This is a genomic window from Aureibaculum koreense, assembly GCF_034296135.1.
Classification (GTDB): domain Bacteria; phylum Bacteroidota; class Bacteroidia; order Flavobacteriales; family Flavobacteriaceae; genus Aureibaculum.
In genome coordinates, this window is record NZ_JAXKVV010000013.1 from 1 (window position 1) to 20,658 (window position 20,658).

19 protein-coding genes are annotated in these 20,658 nt (G+C 33.2%); 10 read left to right on the forward strand and 9 right to left on the reverse strand.

The window, feature by feature from the left end; genetic code table 11:
* The first annotated feature begins 141 nt into the window (after window positions 1-141).
* Window positions 142-648, forward strand: a complete 507-nt coding sequence (locus tag UMM65_RS11670; RefSeq protein WP_321976737.1) for an RNA polymerase sigma factor — start codon at window positions 142-144, stop codon at window positions 646-648.
* Window positions 645-1,235 carry a hypothetical protein gene (locus UMM65_RS11675; RefSeq protein ID WP_321976738.1) on the forward strand — a complete coding sequence of 197 codons (591 nt, stop codon included), beginning with the start codon at window positions 645-647 and terminating at the stop codon, window positions 1,233-1,235. Before UMM65_RS11670 ends, UMM65_RS11675 begins: the two co-directional genes overlap by 4 nt.
* Window positions 1,236-1,276: 41 nt before the next feature.
* Here UMM65_RS11675 and UMM65_RS11680 read toward each other — a convergent pair whose 3' ends face one another.
* The 3 genes from UMM65_RS11680 to UMM65_RS11690 all read right to left on the reverse strand — a co-directional run bounded on the left by UMM65_RS11680 (window position 1,277) and on the right by UMM65_RS11690 (window position 6,071).
* Window positions 1,277-2,308 carry an NADP(H)-dependent aldo-keto reductase gene (locus tag UMM65_RS11680; protein ID WP_321976739.1) on the reverse strand — a complete coding sequence of 344 codons (1,032 nt, stop codon included), beginning with the start codon at window positions 2,306-2,308 and terminating at the stop codon, window positions 1,277-1,279.
* Window positions 2,309-2,528: 220 nt separating this feature from the next.
* Window positions 2,529-3,710 (reverse strand): phosphoglycerate kinase, encoded by a 1,182-nt coding sequence (locus UMM65_RS11685; RefSeq protein WP_321976740.1) that lies wholly within the window; start codon window positions 3,708-3,710, stop codon window positions 2,529-2,531.
* Window positions 3,711-3,755: 45 nt separating this feature from the next.
* Window positions 3,756-6,071 carry a M28 family peptidase gene (locus UMM65_RS11690; protein WP_321976741.1) on the reverse strand — a complete coding sequence of 772 codons (2,316 nt, stop codon included), beginning with the start codon at window positions 6,069-6,071 and terminating at the stop codon, window positions 3,756-3,758.
* Window positions 6,072-6,167: 96 nt separating this feature from the next.
* On the opposite strand from UMM65_RS11690, the gene UMM65_RS11695 reads away from it, so the two are divergent.
* On the forward strand, window positions 6,168-6,632 hold the full coding sequence (locus UMM65_RS11695; RefSeq protein WP_321976742.1) for a CBS domain-containing protein: 465 nt from the start codon (window positions 6,168-6,170) through the stop codon (window positions 6,630-6,632).
* A 1,152-nt stretch (window positions 6,633-7,784) separates the two neighbouring features.
* Here the strand turns inward: UMM65_RS11695 and UMM65_RS11700 are convergent.
* Window positions 7,785-8,132: a hypothetical protein gene (locus UMM65_RS11700; protein ID WP_321976743.1), complete on the reverse strand. Its 348-nt coding sequence runs from the start codon at window positions 8,130-8,132 to the stop codon at window positions 7,785-7,787.
* Between the two features lie 2 nt (window positions 8,133-8,134).
* Window positions 8,135-8,857, reverse strand: a complete 723-nt coding sequence (locus UMM65_RS11705; RefSeq protein WP_321976744.1) for a PA3715 family protein — start codon at window positions 8,855-8,857, stop codon at window positions 8,135-8,137.
* A gap of 153 nt (window positions 8,858-9,010) precedes the next feature.
* Between UMM65_RS11705 and UMM65_RS11710 the strand changes: the two genes are divergently transcribed.
* The 5 genes from UMM65_RS11710 to UMM65_RS11730 all read left to right on the forward strand — a co-directional run bounded on the left by UMM65_RS11710 (window position 9,011) and on the right by UMM65_RS11730 (window position 14,749).
* A complete protein-coding gene (locus tag UMM65_RS11710) occupies window positions 9,011-10,072 on the forward strand; it encodes a pyridoxal-phosphate dependent enzyme (RefSeq protein ID WP_321976745.1) in 1,062 nt (353 codons plus the stop codon).
* Between the two features lie 11 nt (window positions 10,073-10,083).
* Window positions 10,084-11,157 (forward strand): DUF1611 domain-containing protein, encoded by a 1,074-nt coding sequence (locus UMM65_RS11715; RefSeq protein ID WP_321976746.1) that lies wholly within the window; start codon window positions 10,084-10,086, stop codon window positions 11,155-11,157.
* Window positions 11,154-12,656 (forward strand): hypothetical protein, encoded by a 1,503-nt coding sequence (locus UMM65_RS11720; RefSeq protein ID WP_321976747.1) that lies wholly within the window; start codon window positions 11,154-11,156, stop codon window positions 12,654-12,656. The genes UMM65_RS11715 and UMM65_RS11720 overlap by 4 nt, the downstream gene beginning before the upstream one ends.
* Window positions 12,657-12,754: 98 nt before the next feature.
* Complete coding sequence (locus tag UMM65_RS11725) at window positions 12,755-13,558, forward strand: creatininase family protein (protein ID WP_321976748.1); 804 nt, start codon at window positions 12,755-12,757, stop codon at window positions 13,556-13,558.
* Between the two features lie 129 nt (window positions 13,559-13,687).
* Window positions 13,688-14,749 carry a mandelate racemase/muconate lactonizing enzyme family protein gene (locus UMM65_RS11730; protein WP_321976750.1) on the forward strand — a complete coding sequence of 354 codons (1,062 nt, stop codon included), beginning with the start codon at window positions 13,688-13,690 and terminating at the stop codon, window positions 14,747-14,749.
* 270 nt (window positions 14,750-15,019) lie between these two features.
* On the opposite strand, the gene UMM65_RS11735 is transcribed toward UMM65_RS11730, so the two are convergent.
* The 4 genes from UMM65_RS11735 to UMM65_RS11750 form a co-directional block, all read right to left on the reverse strand.
* Window positions 15,020-15,664, reverse strand: coding sequence for a spermidine synthase (locus UMM65_RS11735; RefSeq protein WP_321976751.1), 645 nt, complete (start codon window positions 15,662-15,664; stop codon window positions 15,020-15,022).
* Between the two features lie 84 nt (window positions 15,665-15,748).
* On the reverse strand, window positions 15,749-16,198 hold the full coding sequence (locus tag UMM65_RS11740) for a DoxX family membrane protein (protein WP_321976752.1): 450 nt from the start codon (window positions 16,196-16,198) through the stop codon (window positions 15,749-15,751).
* Window position 16,199: 1 nt separating this feature from the next.
* Window positions 16,200-16,811: an HmuY family protein gene (locus tag UMM65_RS11745; protein WP_321976753.1), complete on the reverse strand. Its 612-nt coding sequence runs from the start codon at window positions 16,809-16,811 to the stop codon at window positions 16,200-16,202.
* Window positions 16,812-16,830: 19 nt separating this feature from the next.
* On the reverse strand, window positions 16,831-18,915 hold the full coding sequence (locus tag UMM65_RS11750; protein ID WP_321976754.1) for a TonB-dependent receptor plug domain-containing protein: 2,085 nt from the start codon (window positions 18,913-18,915) through the stop codon (window positions 16,831-16,833).
* Window positions 18,916-19,020: 105 nt separating this feature from the next.
* Here UMM65_RS11750 and UMM65_RS11755 point away from each other — a divergent pair, with 105 nt between their 5' ends.
* Both UMM65_RS11755 and UMM65_RS11760 read left to right on the forward strand, forming a co-directional pair.
* Complete coding sequence (locus UMM65_RS11755; protein ID WP_321976755.1) at window positions 19,021-19,929, forward strand: DUF6607 family protein; 909 nt, start codon at window positions 19,021-19,023, stop codon at window positions 19,927-19,929.
* 270 nt (window positions 19,930-20,199) lie between these two features.
* Complete coding sequence (locus UMM65_RS11760; RefSeq protein ID WP_321976756.1) at window positions 20,200-20,415, forward strand: hypothetical protein; 216 nt, start codon at window positions 20,200-20,202, stop codon at window positions 20,413-20,415.
* Window positions 20,416-20,658 lie beyond the last annotated feature (243 nt).

Consider the following 20,658-nt stretch of genomic DNA (forward strand, 5'->3'; position numbering starts at 1 on the left):
TTTATCGGTTTGGTTGTTATTTACAATTATTGAGGGTTCTCCCGTATAGAAGCTAACTCATCGAAATAGGGTTAACTAATGATATAAAAAACCTCTATGTAAATGACTTTGCGAATCTAAGGGTAGAAGCAAGACCTTATAATGCAAAAGAACCTTGAAAATATATTTTTAGAAGCATTAACGCAAAATCAGCAAAAACTGCTTAGAATTTGCTCTATTTATGCAATAGATTCCGAGGACAAAAAAGATCTTTTACAAGAGGTTTTAGTTCATATTTGGAGGTCCATGGACTCATTTAAAGGCAATTCATCTCTCAGTACTTGGATGTTTAGAGTTGCCTTAAATGTTTGCCTTCGTTTCAAGTCTAAACACACAAGGAACCAAAAGCGATTCATTCGATTAGATAGTATGACTATTGCCAATTTTGGGTCGGAGGAAAAGGGCGATGAGGAAAGTGAAAAACTATATATTCTCAGAAAGTGTGTGAAAAAATTGAATGAAGCTGATAAAGCGATAGTTGCTCTTTACTTGGAAGGATTAGCATATAGAGAAATTTCAAGTATTCTAGGCTTGTCTGAAAACAATGTAGCCGTAAAAATTAAGCGAATAAAATCAAAATTATTGAACTGCATAAATAAAACATTATGATAGAAGATGAACTAATTAATATCTGGCAATCGTCCAGCAATCGGGAACGCTTAAAATTTGAAAAATCTAAATTGATGATAGAACTCGATTCAAGTTTAGACCGTTTTAACCGTTGGTGGAAGAATATAGAACGGGTTAATGTTATTTCTGGAGTGATAACAGTTCTGGGATTTGTTTTCGGAGTTTATTGGGCCCCTTTCATTTCCATGAAAATTGCATCGGCACTAATAGTTGTTTGGGCTATATATATAGGAACTCGAATGTCATCCATAAAAAAATTCAAACCAAGTGACCTAGAAGAAAATTACCTACAATATTTAGAAAAGACTAGGGTCTATCTTTTTGCCCAAAAGAGAATATTTGATACTTCGTTAAATTGGAAAACTTTGAGTATGTACCCCATATATATATTGTTTTTTGTAGGTGTTTGGGATAAGCCTTTAGGACGATATGTAGCAGTCCTATCATTTTTGGCTCTGATTGGGATAGGTATTTATACCTATTATAATAATAAAAGAATAGTGAAAAATGAAATATTGCCAAGATTGCAAAAAGTGGATGAACTTATTAAAACCTTGAAAGAATAAAGAAAGGGTATTTATAGAATCAGCTTTGATTTTTTAAGTATTTAAGCCGCCGGATTCGGAATTTTACTATGCACTTCATTAATTTCATCAATAACTTCTTGAGACAAATCAATGTTTATGCTGTCAATATTTTCTTTAAGCTGACTCATTTTTGTTGCACCAATTATGTTACCGGTTACAAAGGGCAATTGATTTATAAAAGCCAATGAAAGTTGGGTCAAGCTTAAGTTGTGCTTTTCAGCGATTTTTAAATATTCTGCCGCCGCTTTAGCACATTCAGCACTGCTATATCTTTTATAGGCTGGAAATAAATTTATACGTCCGTTTTTAGGACCTTTTCCGTTTAAATATTTGCCCGAAAGTACACCAAATGCCAAAGGACTATATGCCAACAATCCCACACCTTCTTTTAAGGAGATTTCCGAAAGTCCTGCTTCAAAACTCCTTGCCAATAATGAATATGCATTTTGAATGGTTATCATTCTGGGTAAATTTTTGGTTTTAGATTCTTCTAAATATCGCATAACGCCCCAAGGTGTTTCATTGGAAGCCCCGATATGTCTTATCTTACCTTCTTTTATAAAACTATCTAAGGTTTCTAATACTTCGGCAAAATTATCTTCCCACTCACCTTCTTTTTGATAAGGATAATCTCTAATTCCAAATAAATTAACAGGTCTTTCCGGCCAATGCAATTGGTATAGGTCTATGTAATCGGTTTGCAACCTTTTTAAACTTCCGTGCAAAGCTTCTGTAATGGCATTTTTAGAAAAACCAGTATTGCGAATATGAGCGATACCAGGTCCAGCAATTTTTGATGCCAACACTATTTTTTCTCTATTCCTCGTTTTTTTAAACCAAGTACCAATAATTTTTTCTGTTGAACCATAAGTTTCGGCCTTACCCGGAATGGAATACATTTCTGCAGTATCAAAAAAATTAACATCTTGTGCTAGGGCATAATCCATTTGTTCATGACCTTCGGCTTCAGTATTTTGCTCTCCCCAAGTCATGGTGCCGAGACAGATTTTGCTAACTTTTATATCGGTATGTGGTAATTTAGTGTATTTCATTTTTGACTGTTGTTTAAGCGTTTAATTGTGAAAAGTTATTAGTTAATGGTGTAATAGTTTTTTGTGAATTCTAACATCAATGAAAAAAGATAGTTAGTCTAAACAATAGTTATAAACAACTACCTCAATTACTGTTTCAAATTAATAGTCACAAACCCAAAATCATCAATCACAAACCGTCATAAAGAAGTTTCTCCCTTCAGGGAGACAGAGGGGCTTTTTATATCGCCGCAATCCCAGGCAATTCTTTACCTTCTAACATTTCTAGCATGGCTCCACCTCCAGTGGAGACATAACTTACCTTGTCTTCAAACCCGAATTGTTTTACTGCAGCAACAGAATCCCCGCCACCAACAAGAGAAAATGCTCCGTCTACAGTAGCATCTGCAATGGCATTGCCTAATTCGATAGTGCCTTTGGCAAATTTTGGCATTTCAAATACACCTACGGGGCCATTCCACAAAATGGTTTTAGATTGGGCAATAACAAAAGAGAAACCAACATTGGTTTTTGGACCGGCATCAACTCCTTGCCATCCGTCAGGAATGTTATTAATATCTACAACTTGCGTATTGGCATCGTTACTGAAATCATCCGCTGCTATGACATCAACAGGTAAATGAACTTTTACACCCTTTTCTTTGGCTTGTTTTAAAATATCCAATGCTAATTCCTGTTTGTCATCTTCACAAATGGAATCTCCAATTTTACCACCTTGTGCCTTTATAAATGTAAAACTCATACCACCTCCAATTATAAGGTGATCTACTTTATCTAAAATATTTTCGATTACGGTAATTTTAGATGAAACCTTAGCACCGCCCAAAATTGCGGTTACAGGTTTTTCGCTATCTTCAAAAACCTTTTTTATACTGGTAATTTCTTTCGCCAACAAATCTCCAAAACATTTTTTTCCTTCAAAAAATTGAGCAACAATAGTAGTAGAAGCGTGTGCTCTATGAGCAGTGCCAAAAGCATCGTTAACATAAATATCACCTAGTTTAGAAAGCTTTTCAGCGAAAGCTTTATCACCCTTTGTTTCTTCATCGTAAAAACGAAGGTTTTCTAACAATAAAACTTCTCCTGGCTGTAATTCGGAAGCAGCGGTCTCAACCTTATCACCAATGCAATCATCAACAAATTTTACTTGAACACCGATGATTTCACTAACCGTGTCAACGATATGGGACAACGAAAATTCAGGACTTACCCCTTTTGGACGGCCAAGATGCGACATTAAAATACAGCTTCCACCATCTTCCAAAACTTTTATAATAGTGGGTTTGGCAGCTTCTATCCTCGTAGTATCGGTTACTTTATAATTTTCATCTAATGGTACGTTAAAGTCAACACGTATTAATGCTTTTTTATTCTCGAAATTAAAATCGTTGATTGTGGTCATTTGTTATAAAATTTTGAAGTACAAATATAACCTTTCCAATACTTTTTAATCAAGATTTATCTGTTTTTTTATGATTATGGCATCATTGATTACAAATGGCATGGGCATCATGGTTTCTGTTCTTGGTGTAATGTCAAAAGCCATGTTTTCAAAGAGATCATATGAGGTCTCATAGAGGTAGAATGAAGGAGATGGGCCACTTGGGATGGCAAATTCGATATCCATATTTTTATCTAAATTTGAAAAATAATAGCTAAAAACTGTTTGTCCTGATTCACGCAAATAGAAAACATAGTTTTTATCTATTTCTTTTTTTAAAGTTTCACCATTAATTTTAAAAGATGTAAACACAATTGGATTTTTAGAAATAAATTCAATACGATTTACCAAACGTTGAGGTGTAATACTTAAATCAACATGCCTATCATCACCAATAATTGTATCCTTTAAAATTTCTATTTGAGGCTGAATAATAGTTTTAACTTCAGTTTGTTTATGCAGTTGTACCCTTGAACCATATTTACTTGCGGTTGTTGAATTGTCAAAACCTCCCTTTATTGGATTTTCACTCAAAAATTGTTTTGTAAATTCGTCAATCTTGTTGTTATAACTGGCCCAATATGCCTTGTTTTTATCGGCATCCAATACATAAATAATACTATTTGGCTTTTTCCGGTCAATAGTATAACCTGAATTTAACGATGCCATTATAAAAATTAAAACCGCTAATGCTAAAAATAATTTACCCAAATTTTTAATGTTTTTAAAAGATGAAAAAATGGGCAACAACAATCCAAAAAGTAAAACGATAAAAACGCTACTTACTGCTAAAATTCTTAATCCCAATCCGATTGGGAACATTTGTACCAACGGAGCAAAAACAAATAAAACGGGAATTGACAATAGGCTTAATAAAATAGAAGAGTTTTCTTTTTTTGAGAATATGAGCAATGCCAAAACTATTAATCCATAAATTACCGAAATAATAAAGTATCCCGCTCCTTTTAAATAAAAGGCTATAGCAATATTTATAAGAATCCAAATAAAAATTGGGGCCACCATTAAATTTATGGCTTCATCCCTTTTAAGAAATTTTTTATAAATGATGAAGCAAATTGCCAAGGTCAATGCAGAAAATGCGGCAATATACCAATGGCCATTATATGTAAATCCGTGTAAAATGTCTTGATATTGTGGATGGATTTTTAACAATAATTTCCAACCAAAAAAAGCTATTAGACCCCCAATAATTAAGGACGACAAAAACGGAACGAATCCCTTTAAAATTTGGGGAGTATTTATTTTCTTTTTCGCAATTCCAAAAATCAGTAAAACAACGAATAGAATTAAACAAATAATAATAATTGGTAATACCCATGAAAACGGGTAAAAAACCATACCTACAAAAGGGAGATTAAAATAAACATTGTCATCATTTGATTCTAGGTTTTCCAAATCGGCATCGGCAAAATAGTCAAGCATCGGCATTAAATAACTGGCTTGATGTTCCAACGTGTTCCTATCCAATCTTTCGTAACTGTCCAGCTGAGTATGGTAATCAAAATGGTCATCAATAAAAGCAAAATTAAAACCTTGAATACTGCCATCTTCTCTAAAAACGGTTAAGTCAGTGTCATTGGGCAACATTTTATAAATACTGTACATTAATGAACTTGCCACAGGATATTTAGGGTTAGCCTTCGAAAATTGCTCAATCAGTTTTTTATTACCACCATTGGTTTCCATGAGCATATAACTGGGGCCACCGCTACCTCTTGATTCGAAGTTTAAGACTAAACCTACATTTTTTGCCCAAGGATGATGGTTTACAAAAGCATTGGCACCTAAAAGACCCAATTCCTCTGCATCGGAAAGAAGAATAATAATATCGTTTTTTGGATTTTTATTTTTGGCTAAAAAAGCTCTTAAACCTTCTAAGATTGTGACAACTCCGCTTCCAGCATCACTTGCTCCCAAAGATGAATGTACGGCACTATCATAGTGTGTCAATAATAATAAAGCTTTTGAGTTTGAGGAGCCTTCTATTTTGGCAATAATATTTTGAGCAGTTGTACCCGCCCTCCATTTTTTATTAAGAGCAACTTGTTGTTGTATTTCCGTTTTCAAACCAAGTTTTTGAAGTTCGGCAACAATATAATCTTGCACTTTTTTATGCTCAATAGTTCCTACAAAATGTGGTTTTTTAGAAATTTCTTTTAAATGTACAAGAGCTCTTTCTGTAGAGAATTGTGTAAGTGATGTTGTATTATCGGATATTTTTTTGGGCATTAAGCTACTGAATGACAAATAAATAGCGGTAATAATTATTAAAAAGGAAACAGCTGAGGCGTATTTTTTCATTTAGAATTCAAATTTGATCGAGTGCGGAATTTTGACTAAAGTAAGTATTTTTAAAGAAATTATTATATATTTATGCAAACCTAAAAATATAAAGTTATGGCAATCAAAAGTTTTCAAGGTAAAAGAACACCATCTCAAAAAGATCAATTAAAACCCGCTTTGGTGTCCGATTACATGACAACAAAGTTAATCACTTTTAAAGCTGACCAACCGGTGTCCGAAGTTATAGAATCATTGATTAAAAACAGGATTTCAGGTGGCCCTGTGGTTAACGATAATAACGAATTGGTAGGCGTTATTTCTGAAGGGGATTGTATCAAACACATTTCTGAGAGCAGATATTATAACATGCCAATGGATAATAATACGGTAGAAAAACACATGGTTAAAAATGTTGATACTATTGATGGTAACATGGATATTTTTGAAGCTGCGGACAAGTTTTTAAAAGCAAAGCATCGACGTTTTCCAATTGTACAAAACGGTAAGTTAGTCGGACAAATTAGTCAAAAGGACATTTTAATTGCGGCATTAGAGCAAAAAGGACAAAACTGGAAATAAAAAATTTCACTAATCTAGCACTACTAAAATTACAGTCATAAAAGTAATTGATAAATCTCAACTCTAATTTAGGTTCTATATTGAAATTTTTTATTTTACCTCACCTATAACTGACAAAAATGTCAGTTATGACTTCTCCGAAGGAGAGGTAAATAAATCATAAAATACTGCTTCGGCATATAGCTGCAAAAAATTTCAATTAAATTTTTGAATCTGCAACAAAAAAGCCCCGTTCTTCAACGGGGCAATTTTCTCTAACTAAACTATCAACTTAAACTAATCTTTATTACTTTTTTAACTTCTTTAATTTTGTCGAGAATTCCATTTTACCTCTCCTTCGGAGAGGTCGAAACCGCAATGGGCGGTTTCGGGTGAGGTAAAATGAAAATTTTAATTTTCATTTCCTTAATTTGGGGAGAAAGGAGATAAAGGAGATAAAGTTTTAATGGTATAATTTTTCATTTTTTATAATTAAATTTCCACTTATTACGACTGAAACATTGTTTGTAACTCCACTTCAATTATAAAACAATCTGCGGCTTAAAGTTCCCCCTAAAAAATGATAATTTTTACAAATAAATTTTTAAAATATTGATTATCAATTATTTATATTCAAAATAAATATTTTAAGGAAAAATATTTAAATGTATTATAAGCTTGTTTTAGAGTTTTAAAATCAAAGAAAAGGAGGTTGTGCCAAGAAAAATTACTTTAGTTGTAATATTAAATAAAAAATTACTTTGGAATTAGGTATTTTAATTATTCTTTTAAACAAAAAAAGTCCCGCTTTTCAGCAGGACAATTTTCTCTAACTAAACTATCAACTTATACTAATTTTTCGTCTTTTTCTGGGGAGAAAGGAGACAAGTTTCTAACGGTTTGATTATTGTCTTTTTTTATCTGATATTTTTGAATTTTTTTTAATGGTCAGATAGAATACCGTAATTAAATTTTTCTTTTTCATATTAAAATTTGAAACTGGTATTTCATAGCAATTTTCCCGTTTTCGACTGAAGCATTGTTTGTAACGCTGCTTCGAATATGAAACAAGTTGCCGTGAAAAATTCCCCCTAAAAAAGTAAAAATAATTTTCGCGTAGATTTTAAGTATCTGATAATAAGAATGTTATTATGATAAATAATTTTCATGCTTTTACTCATTTTTAACTAACAAATAAAAATCATTATCCAAAGACAAATACCCTTGGTCATAGACATAATAATAGGTGTTTCCAGTTTTTGTGGTATAAATAGAAGTAAAAAAGTTAAAATCGAAATTTTGATTCAATAATTTTGATTTTGTAACTTTTGTTTTACCTGTTGTATTTAGGTCAGTGAGTATTTTATAATTTTTTCTTAATCGGTTATTGGTATTTCTTATTAGGTTTTTACTGTCCCTATTTACTTTATTGTTAAAAGCATTTCGACAATAATCAGAGCAGAATTTTTTATCTTCTCTTCCCACTACTTTATTACCACATTCGGGACAAACTTTATTCATAATTATTTAAGGATATATTTTCCGTTTACAAATTCCAAAACCGATTTTACTACTTTTGTTGAGGCAATGGATTTGTTGCATTCCCCTTCGTTTTTTCTAAATTGAATTTCTTTGATGGTATTTGTAACTTCAATGTCATAAAAACCATTCGTTTTATTTTTGGATGGAGTTAAAGATTTCTCAGATTCATAAAAATCTCCATAACACTTCATATCTGTTTCTCCGCCATAACTATATATTTCAAAATTTTTAAGGACGTTTTGCAAACTATCGCCATGCTGTATAAAAAGTGAAATGCTTTTATCATAATAGGGATTGGGTTGCGACATATTTCTACTATGCAGAATGACACCAAAAGCTCTACTATTATTATCCACCATATAAGAGGTTGTGTCAATGCTAATTTCATAGATAAATATAGCATCTGATTGCCAACCATTAGTTTCGTGACTCTCAAAAAACAAGCTTTTTATTTCATTGGTTTTGTTGTTTACCAAAGCCACATAGCTATCTAACGCAGTATAATCCTCGTCTTGCTCACCTATTTTTGGTATTACAACAACAGTTTCATTTTTTCCGTTTGGCAATTCCATTTCTGCAAATAACCCATCACAGTCTTCTTCTTCAATATTTAACTGATTCATTACACTTAAAGTCAAATCGGACAATTGTGCAAAACCAACTTGGCAACAAAAAAGAAGTAATAAAATAGATTTAAATTTCAAGCTAGATGTATTTATCGGCAATATACAAATTATCCGTTTACATTCGGATATATTTATTTTTAAGAAACTTAAAAAAAGTTATAAAGTGTGAAATAATATTTTATTTGTATATTCTATTTTTCAGTAATTTAGCTTAATAAATTAGGGGTGAAAATGGATTTAAAAGATGGTGTAAAAACTTCAGAAAATAAAGTATCTTCAGAAGCTTATAAGCTAAGCGAGTTTGTAAAAGATAAAAGTAAGTCGCTAATTGATAGACTAGAAAGCTACGAGGACATTATCAATTTGGAATCTGGAGATACTAGTCTAAACCGTGCAAAAACGTTGGAACGTGAGTTTGATATCCGTCAGTTGTATGTCAAATATGAAGGCGACAATCCCACAGGCACACAAAAAGACCGTATAGCTTTTGCTCAAGTTTATGACGCATTGCGTAGGGAATTTGACGTAGTTTCTCTGGCTACTTGTGGCAATTATGGTGTGGCAATGGCTTTGACGGCTAATTTAGCAGGTATAAATTGTAAAATTTATATTCCTGAAACCTATCATACCGATAGAATTACCGAAATGGAATCGCTCAATGCAGAAATTATTCGATTACCGGGTAGTTATGAAGATGTGGTTACTGAAAGTACGGAAATTGCAATTAAAAACGAATGGTACGATGCCAATCCTGGTGGTGTTAATACACCTTTGCAAATTTCAGCCTATTCGCAAATTGCTTTTGAAATTGTTGAGGAATTGGGTGATGCTCCCAAGTATTGTGCTGCACCTGTTTCCAACGGTACGTTGTTTGCAGGACTTTACCGTGGCTTTGTAAGTTTGTATAAAAGAGGAAAAACCTCTCGGATTCCAAAGATGATTGCTGGCTCTTCTACTGGTAAAAACCCAATAGTTCAGTCTTTCAGGCAGGGGTTAGATTTTTGCAAAGATTTAAATCCCGAAGCAATAAAAGAAACTAAATATAACGAACCCTTAATCAATTGGCATAGTTTTGATGGCGAAGAAGCCCTGTATGCATTGCGGCAATCTGAAGGAGAAGCTTTTAACATTAGCGATAAAAAAATGAAAGAAATGTGTTCATTTTTATTAAAAAAAGAGGGAATAAAAATTTTACCAGCAGCTACAGCAGGATTGATAGCCTTACTAGAATTAGATGAAAAATTAAACTTTGAACCCGATAGATTTGTAGCGGTTGTCACAGCAAAATATTAATATAAATATATATGAAAAATTCAATCGACGGAAAAGCACTTGTGTATTGTGAAGGTGCTTTTAATACACCAAACGGAAAAACGGCTCACGGATTAGTACGTTTTACTGAACGTTACGAAGTAGTTGGTGTTATTGATAGTAACCATTCTGGAAAAGATGCAGGTAAGGTATTGGACGGAAAAGAAAGCGGTATTCTAGTTTTTAAGAGTATTGAAGATGCTGTTAAAAAATTGACCGAATCGAAAAACATTCCTAAATCTCTTGTAATTGGATTAGCACCTGATGGTGGCCGATTACCTTCTCAAGCAAAAGGCACTATTAAAAAAGCTCTAGAAATGGGCTGGAACGTAGATAGCGGTCTGCATGATTTTTTGACCAATGATAAGGTTCTGGTATATCTTGCAAAAGAAAACAATTGTCAAATTAGAGACGTCCGTAAAACTCCTGACAGAGATCAATTGCATTTTTTTACAGGTGATATAGAAAAAGTAAACTGTTTAAAATTAGCCATTTTAGGTACGGATTCCGCAATTGGCAAGCGAACCACGGCTTGGATTATTGTCCACGCATTTAGAAAAGCAGGGCTAAAAGCTGAAATGGTAGGTACAGGTCAAACTGCTTGGATGCAAGGTGCAAAATACTCCATGATTATGGACAGTTGTATTAACGATTTTGTTTCGGGCGAAATTGAACACGCCGTTGTCAGTGCCTATAACAACGAAAAACCAGACGTTATCGTCATTGAAGGTCAGGGCAGTTTGATGAATCCTGCTTATCCTGGCGGGTTTGAAATTCTAGCGGCTGGCCGTCCCGATTATGTAATCTTGCAACATGCTCCAAAACGGGTTGAATATGATGGTTTTCCTGGCTATAAATTACATTCCATTAAAGAACAAATCAATGCCATTGAAGTAATTTCAGGTAAAAAAGTGATTGCCATTACTTTAAACCATGAAGAGATGACTGAAGACGAAATTTTGCCCGCATGCAAAGCTGTGGAAAAAGAAACAGGTCTACCGACTTTTGATGTATTGGCACATGGTGCGGATGAATTAATCAGCTTGTTAAAATCAAAAGTAAAATGACGAAAATTCGTGATCTTGTTGTTTTTTCTAAGCTAAAAGTCCACCAAATTACTATTGAACCAAAAAGGGTAAAGGCTACTTACACAATTGTTAAAAAGGATGGTGGGGAATTGAGCAATGAGTTGATTTATTCTTACAACAATCCTTATTTTGATAAAAAAAATGCAGATGATGTCAATATGGCATCAATGATGGCGGTGCAAGTGGCTTTAAATTATGGTTTATTTTTTGAAACTATTGAATTAGACGGACTTTTTGATGAAGCCGATAAAAGTTTCCTCAAAGATATGTTGGAAAATACATCACGTGAAATATTTGTACTAAAATTTCAGTTTAAGAACGAGTTTTTAAAACCACCTTTTGATACTATCCTAGCTGAAAAAATGGAGCGATTTACTGCTGCCAAAATATCTTTTGTCAATACACAATTCGACTATTTAAAAATTGATAAAAAACAAGTTGAAACTAATATTAATGAATACGCAATTTTAAGCAGTGGGGGTAAAGACAGTTTGCTCACCTATGGTCTTATAAAAGAAATTGGAGTTCCACATCCCATTTTTATAAACGAATCTGGTAGGCATTGGTTTACAGCAATAAATGCTCATAAACATTTTCACGAAATTGAGGCTAATACAGCTAAGCCATGGTGTAATAGTGACCGTATTTTTAATTGGATGGTCAAACAAATGCCTTTTATCAAGGAAAATTTTCAAAATATTAGGGCAGATATTTATCCAATACGGTTATGGACGGTTGCGGTTTTTCTTTTTGGGGTGCTACCAGTTGCCAGAAAAAGAAATGTTGCTAATATATTGATAGGGAATGAATATGATACAACTGTAAAAGGTAATTATGAAGGGATTACCCATTATAATGCCATTTACGATCAGAGCAAATATTTTGATAATGCCTTAACAAGATATTACAAGAAAAAAGGCTGGAATATGTATCAATATTCCATTTTACGGAGTCTATCAGAATTGTTAATTCTAAAAATATTGGTTAAACGTTATCCCGAATTGCAAAAACACCAAGTTTCATGTCATGCTGCCCATGTTGAGAACGATAGAATGTTACCCTGTGGAAACTGCGAAAAATGTAGGAGAATAATCGGTATGCTGTCTGCCTTGGGTGAAGACCCCAAAAGATGCGGTTATACGGATGCTCAAATCAAAAAAGGTTTGGAAGCCTTATCTCAAAAAAGCGTAAAACAGTTGGGCAGTGATGCAGCACATTTGTACCATCTGTTAGTTGAGAAAAATTTGATAGATAAAAACGAACATACCTTAAAATTGGCCAAAAAACACCAAGAAATTACTCAGTTGAGATTTGATAAAGAGCGGAGTAACTTAGCAGATTTACCAAAGCACATCAGAAAACCAATATTTGACATTTATAGAAAATATAGTGACGGTGTTGTGCAATTAGTAGATAGAAAATGGTATACTTTTGATGTGGATAAGGAATTAAATAATGTACCTTATTTTTTAGATTAAAATCGAAATTACTGAGTTATTATATTATTTGGTTACTTAGGTAGGCAATTCTTTTTAATAACCAGTAACTCAATAACCTAATAACTTTTACCATAAAAATGAAAGAACAAAATTATAAAACAGCCTCTTTTCTGTGGGAACAAATGACTTGGCCCGAGTTGGAAGCGTATTTAAAAACCGTTGATACTGCCATTTTGCCCTGCGGTGCTATAGAACAACATGGCCCACATTTGCCTGTGGACGTAGATTATTTTGATGCAAAATACATGGCATTTAAAGTTGCTGAAGCCTGCGAAGATCCCAAGCCATTGGTATTGCCAACCATTCCATTTGGGGTATCTTATCATCATGATGATTTTAAAGGCACCTTGAGCGTAACTAACGATGCCCTGTCAAAATTTGTATACGATTTAGGGATGAGTTTGGCGAAAAATGGTATTAAAAAACTGATTATCCTGAATGGTCATGGAGATAATGCTCCAACCTTGAGTTATGCCGCTCAAATGATAAACCGCGATGCTAAAATATTTGTTTGCGTGGATACGGGAGAAACCAGTGATGTTGATTTATACAATTTAATTGATACTCCAAATGATATTCATGCTGGCGAAATTGAAACCAGCACTTCATTGGCAATTCGTCCAGATATGGTTCAAATGGACAAAGCGGTTAATGAAACGCTGGAATTTGGCAGTAAATTCTTAGATTATGACAATGAAAGGGCGGTCAGTTGGTATGTACATACCCATAAAATTTCTGAAAGTGGTGTTATGGGCGATGCCACAAAAGCAACTGCCGAAAAAGGTGAAAAAATGTGGAAATTAATGATTGGGCAAATGGTAAAATTTGTAGAATCAATTAAAAACACACCATTGGCAGATTTGTACCAAAAAAGATATTAGCCCATAATGGGCACTTATTAAAGCTCAAATTTTGTCATTATTAATGTTTGCACGAACAGTTCCCCTCTTGAGAGGGGTTAGGGGTGTGTTCACCTTCCGAAGCACAACAACCTAATTATTTATTACAACATGAACATCCAAAAAATATCTTACCAGCGTTTTGACATTAAATTATCAGAACCCTATACCATTGCTTATGAAACTATAAGCCATGCTACAAATTTTATTTTAAAAATTGAAACGGATTCCACTTTGGTAGGATACGGTTGTGCAGCACCAGATAAAGTAGTAACCAATGAAACCCCAGAGCAGGTTGAAACGACAATTAAGGATATTATTATTCCCTTTTTAAAAGGAAAAAACCCCTTTAATTATGCCAAAATATTAGCGGATTTAAAAGTTCTGTTAAAGGAAAAATCATCGTCTTTGGCGATGGTGGATTTGGCTATGCACGATTTAATCGCTAAAAAAGCCGATGTACCTTTATATCTACTTTTAGGAGGGTATCGTAATAGCATAGCTACAAGTATTACCATCGGAATTCTTCCAATGGAAGAAACCCTAAAGAAAGCAACAGATTTTGTAAAACAAGGGTTTAGTATCATAAAAATTAAAGGTGGACTGAATATTAATGAAGATATAGAAAAAATGATGCGATTGCACGAATTATTTCCGAAAGTAAAATGGCGTTTTGACGGAAATCAAGGTTATTCGGTTGAAGAAGCTATAAAATTTGTAAGTGCTACCAAAAATATTGGAATCGAAATTTTTGAACAACCGAGTAAAGTAGGTAGTGATGAATTGCTGGGCGAAATTACCGAAAAAGTTGGCTTACCTGTAATGGCAGATGAAAGTTTAAAAACTTTAAGAGATGTTTTCCGCCTTGCCCAAAATGAACGGATAGACATGGTAAACATCAAATTGCAAAAAGTAGGTGGTATATTGGAAGGTTTGCATATCAATTCCGTGGCAAAATCGGCAAAATTGGAAGCCATGGTGGGTTGTATTGACGAATGTAGTTTGGGTATATCGGCGGGATTACATTTTGCACTCTCACGCCCCAATATCCATTATGCTGACCTTGATGGACATTTAGATATGATAGACGATCCATGCAAAGGAATGTTTCAATTGAAAAAAGGGGTATTATACCCTAGTAAATATCCTGGATTAGGCAAATTGAAATTGTGATAATTGTCCCCTTGGCTAGCGGGGACAACAAATTGTTTTTATGAGTATTATCTAGCACAAAATCACTTTTAATAAATGATGCCACGAATTCACTAATTTTTAAATATTAGAAATCAAAATAAAATGAATCAACGCTAATTTAAAAAAAAATCTATAGATTTTTTATTCGTTATAATAATGTGTTTATTTTTTACTTTTATTCGTGCATTAGTGGCAAAAATGACTCTAAAAAAAAGATAAATTTACCTCGAAAGTAATTGGATTATTATTTTATTCAAGATTTTCTTTATTCGCTACCAACAACGTATTGGTTCCGTTTACTTTTTCATAAAAATCAACTTGATAATTTTTGCTTTTTAAAAACCTTTTAATTGTGGCAAGCTTATCATTATTTTTTAATTCTAAAGAGGCATTGCACAAAATGGTGGAAACTGCATTGCTCAAATTTTTCCAAAAAGGAATTTCCAAAAAAGCGTTGGGTACTTTGGTATCAATATAAAGATCGATAATGGCCAAATCGAATTTTTTGGTATTTAACTGCATAAAAAGTTGAGCATCATCACAAATAATGTTGAGGTTTTTGCTTTCACGAATATCAAACTCCTCATCAGCAATTTTAATAATGGTTGGATCGATTTCCACAGCAGTAATTTGATGTTGATAGTTAAAATCATCCCGTAACGTTTTTATGACGCTGCCACCGCCCATGCCCAAAATCAGGATTTCTTTACAATTCTTCAAGTCAATTTTTTGCAACCCTATTTTTAATATTTTTTGTAGAGAGCCATAAGAATAATTGGCATTTTTTGAGTTGAGGTGTTTTTTTCCGTTATACCATGTAATTTCCAGTTCACCATTATGTTTAGAAGTGATTTTTTTAGTGATAGGGTAGATATAACTTAATAGCTTTCTCATGCTGGTAAAATTAAGGCTATTTTAAAGGCTATAAAAAGAAACCAGATGCTTTTATAAACATCTGGTTTTTACTAACTCAAAAAATTACAGTGGTTTGATCCAAAGTAAATGTTTCCATTTTTCTTTTTCGTATAAAACTAGGGCTATATTTAAGGCGAACAATCCGCCAGTTTTTATAAGTTCCCCTACCTCATCTGCTTCCAGAAACAAGTGGAAAAGGAAAATATGCAGGGTTATTGGCAATAGAAACAAGGCCGCCACAAATCCTGTACCCTGAATAATCAGAAGAAAGCCAAAAAGCAGTTCACAAATGCCTAACACTTGCCAAAAATAGCCCGTTTGTTTGCTTCCACTTATATACAGAATTTTTTGCAAGGTATTTTCCTTTTCGGGTGACTTAAACTTATTGGCTTTTTGAACAACTTCAATTGGTGTTGGGATAGGTTTATTAAATTTCTGAATACCGCCGTAAATCATAAAACCACCTAAAAGAAGACGAAAAACAATAAATAGTATTTTGATTGATTTTGACATGTTAAAAAGTAGTTACACCGTCATTTGGTTGATAAACATAATTGAACGTATAATAAGGTGTCTCATCAGTAAACGCGTTTGGTTCTGCAGGTGCATCTTTATAATAGCTCAAAATTTCTAATTTCGCGTATTTTCCAGTTCTTGTTTTTATTACCAATATTTTTCCTGGTGTAGGATTAATTAAATGGGTTGGTTCACCTGCATAGGTGTACCAATCATCCAAAACATAAGCATTTTCTGAATCTTGTTGTAAAGAAGCTGTATTTACTTCTGCAATTGACGCCATAGTTCCAGAAGCGATATAAGCAGCTACATCTTTGGTCCTTTCAGGTTCGTCTTCGGTACCCATTGATTCACCCCCATTTACAATGATGGAAGTCCCTCTAAAAGCGATATCCCATTCGGTTTCGTTAGTTGTGGTTGTGCCAGATGCAAAATCGAATTTAATAAATGCACCAGAAACAGGTTCTCCTCGACCACCTAGTTGCGGTGCATGCAAGTTAGTTACAGATTCTGATTTCACTTCTAATAATGGTTTAGGATCATCATCTTTGTCACATGATGTAAATCCTATAAATAATGCAAGTACTGTTAAAAATTTAATTGTGTTCATTTTTGATTGTATTTAAGTATTAAAATTGAATATTAAGTTTTGCGTATAGTATTCTACCAGCAATATTGCTGATGTTCTGTGGGTCTGTAAAATTGAAAATATTGTCTATACCCACACCCAATTGATAATTCTTATAAATGGTTTTATTTAAGGCAAAATCTATAATGGTATAGCCATCTACAAAGTTGTCATAGCTATCTAAATAGTCATTGCCGTTGGTATCAAAAAGACCGTATTTACTTCGATAGGTTCCTCTAATATTAGTATCAAGGCCCCAAGCAGGAATGGTGTAAAATATTTTTAAGTTTGCCATGTGGCGAGAGCGGTTGTATAGCCCAAAATAATCATCTTTTTGCAGTTGAAAGGAAGGGGAACTTGCACTTTCCCTAGCGAATACTTCTCCGTTTTTAAAAGCTTTTTCAACATCTTTATCTTTCGCAAACAACAATTGATAGCCTCCTGAAACCTTTAATTGATTATTAGGTTTCCAAACGGCGTTGAATTCTAAACCCTGTGTATAGACTTTATCAATATTGAAATAGCTGAATACACTTTGTCCGTTTGTTTTATTGGCAATAACACGGGTGTCGATTAAATCGTTAATGTTATTCCTAAATAGGTTGATGTCGAGTTTGAGATTAGTAGAAATGTTGTAATCAAAACCCAAATCTATACTAATGGAGTTTTCAGGTTTTAATTCACTATTAAATTCCTCTACGGGAATAATAATATTTGCAATTTCTCCATTATTCTCTAATGCTTGGATTGCATCTGGTACAGCGTTATACCCTAAAATAGTATAGCCAACGGAGGTATTTGTAAAATCGAAATATAGTTGTCTAAAATCAGGAGCTTTAAATCCATATCCAACAGAACCTTTAAAGGCTAATTTTTCATTTATTTTGTAGCGTAAAGCCGCTTTTGGGCTGAATTGAGATTTGTATTTACTGTGGCTATCAAATCTGGCTCCTAATATTAAATTTAGCCTTTCGGTAGGATTACCATCATACTGTAAATAAAGATATGGCGAATTGTATACAGGTTTTTCTGTAAAATCAGTTCTATCCAATGTTTCATGATTAAAACCAACGCCACCGATAAATGATGATTTTTTATTAGGGCTGTATGTTCCCCTAACTTCTGGACGAATCAATAATTGCTTGTAGTAAGCATTACTAATAGAAGCTGAATTTTCATCATCTAAATATTCATTTGCATTATATTGGGTTGTATAAAACTCAAAATAACTGCTCCACTTTTTACCATATGTATGGTTTAGTTTTATGTGTGTATTCCAATCTTCTATTTCGGTCTCACCTTTTAGAAGAGAAGATGCTATATAATCTTGCTTTTGATTATAATATTTTCCAGAAATAAGCATGTCGGTATCATCCGAAAAATCATAAGTAATTTTTGTATTCAGTGTATAGTTCCTAAATGGATCAACAGTATTTAGCTCATCGTTTTCATTTAAATCATAACCATCGCTACTATATCTATTAAAGAAAGCACTCAAACCCAATTTATCCTTTTTATGACTTAAAGTTGTGCTTAAATCATGCGTGTTAAAAGAGCCTAATCTATAATTTATATCTCCTCTTAAACCATTTTTAGCATTTTCTGTAATAATATTAATAACACCGCCAAGTGCTTCACTTCCATATAAACTGGAAGAGGCACCCCTAACCACCTCTATTTGCTTTATATTTCCAACGGTAATTCTACTAATATCCAAGGTGCCCGCTAAACGCCCAACGAGGGGTACTCCATCAACAAGAATTAAAGTGTATTCGGCGTCTAGACCTTGCATTTGAATACCCTCGCCACCACCAAAGTCGGGCACGGTAATCAGACCGGTTTGTTCATTCAGAATATCGTTCAGTCGAACAGAATTGGAACGTTTAATGTCTTTTTGTGAAATAATTTGAGCCGGGAGAGGTAAAGATGACAGTTGCCTAATGGTTCTTGTGGCGGTAACAATGACTTCCTCTAAATTTTCAACCTTTATAGAATCCTTTGTTACTTCTTTATTTTCTTGAGGAAAGATTGAAGTACTAAAAAAAAGTAAAAAATAAATACCAAAATATTTGTTATTTAGAATCATTCTTAATTAAATTTGTCGCAAATATATAAGTTATTTAGATTTAATCTAAATAAGAATAAGTAAAATTTTAAATATTTTTTTAATCAATCAAATAACATTTTAAGAATGAGAAAAGTAGCATTATTATCAGTACTAATTTTAACATTTTCATTTATTGGAAATGCACAAAACAAAAAAGAACAAGATCAGAAAGCCATAAAAGATATGTGCGGTTGTTATGAGGTTAGCTTTAACTTTGCTGAAACTTTTCGGTATTCCGATGACAGCACTTATGTACCTTCAAAAGTAAAACATGATAAAGGTTTGGAGTGGGTAGAATTAGTAGAAGACAGTGACAACAAAATTGTAATGCAACATTTATTATTGGTAGGCAGACCTTCAAGCCCTAAAATAATTAAGCATTGGCGTCAAGATTGGTTGTATGAAAATACCGATTTGTACACTTATAATGGCGATAACAAATGGAACTATGTTAACCTTCCTAAAAGTGACGTAAAAGGACAGTGGACACAAAAAGTATTTCAAGTTGATGATAGTCCGCGTTACGAAGGCTCTGCAACTTGGGTTCATGTTGATGGCAATAGCACTTGGGAAAATACAACCGATGCTCCATTGCCAAGACGAGAATATACCAAAAGAAATGATTATAACGTAACAATACGCACCAATAAGCACGCTATTACAGAACAAGGTTGGATTCATGATCAGGATAACGATAAAGTTATTAGAAAAGAAGGCCAAGAAGATATTGTTTTAGCCCAAGAAAAGGGATTAAATACTTATAACAAGGTTGATGATAACAAATGTAAAGCAGCACAAGAATGGTGGAAAGAGAACCAAGAGACTTGGTCTTTGGTTAGAGCCAAATGGAATAATGTATTTGCTAAAAACAAGAACCTTAAATTGAAAGATAAAACAGATGGTAAACATCTATACGAGCACTTATTTTCTCAAGATTTCTCAAAAACAAAAGAAGATATAGATAAAACCATAGATTCATTTGTAGCGGAATAAGTTTTTAGCAAAATAAATGATGCTGTAAAAAATATATTTACGTCTTAAGCGTTATTACTTTACTAAAGCTAGAGGCGGAAAATCGCTTTGAGCGAGAAAAAGTGGAAGACCGCCCGAAAAGGCGGTCTTTTTAGTTTTGAATATTACTTCAAATGGTTCAATTATACTTTCAAACCACACGAAAATAGGTTTATTAATTTATCAAAAACATAACTTTTCTACATTTACTCCGTTTAATAGTTATAAAATATTAACCAAAAACCAAAAATTATGTCAAAACTAGGCGGTTATATCGCAATCTTCGGAGTAGCATCAATTATTTTATCTTTTTTCAATTACAATCTTAGAATCCTAATGTGGATTGATAGTTGGGGCACAACAGTAGGCTGGATTATCAGAATAGGACTTATTGTATTGGGTGCAGCACTTTTCTTTTTAGGTGCAAGAGACACAGAAGAAGAACCAGAGGTTCAGCAGCCAGAATAATTAAAATTTAAGAATAAAAATAAAAAGACTGTCCGCAACCTTACGGATGGTCTTTTTTTCTTAAACTAACCTTCACTTAAACGCAAAAAGTCAAAATCAGTTCTTAGTTTATAAACTTTCCTTTATAAAAAGTGACAAAAAGGAAAAGGAAACTTCAGAATCGTAAAACAAATTGCTCAATCACTTTTTTCTTTGCTTTTAAATAACTATGTTATACATTCCTTTGATATTGTTCATAAATCT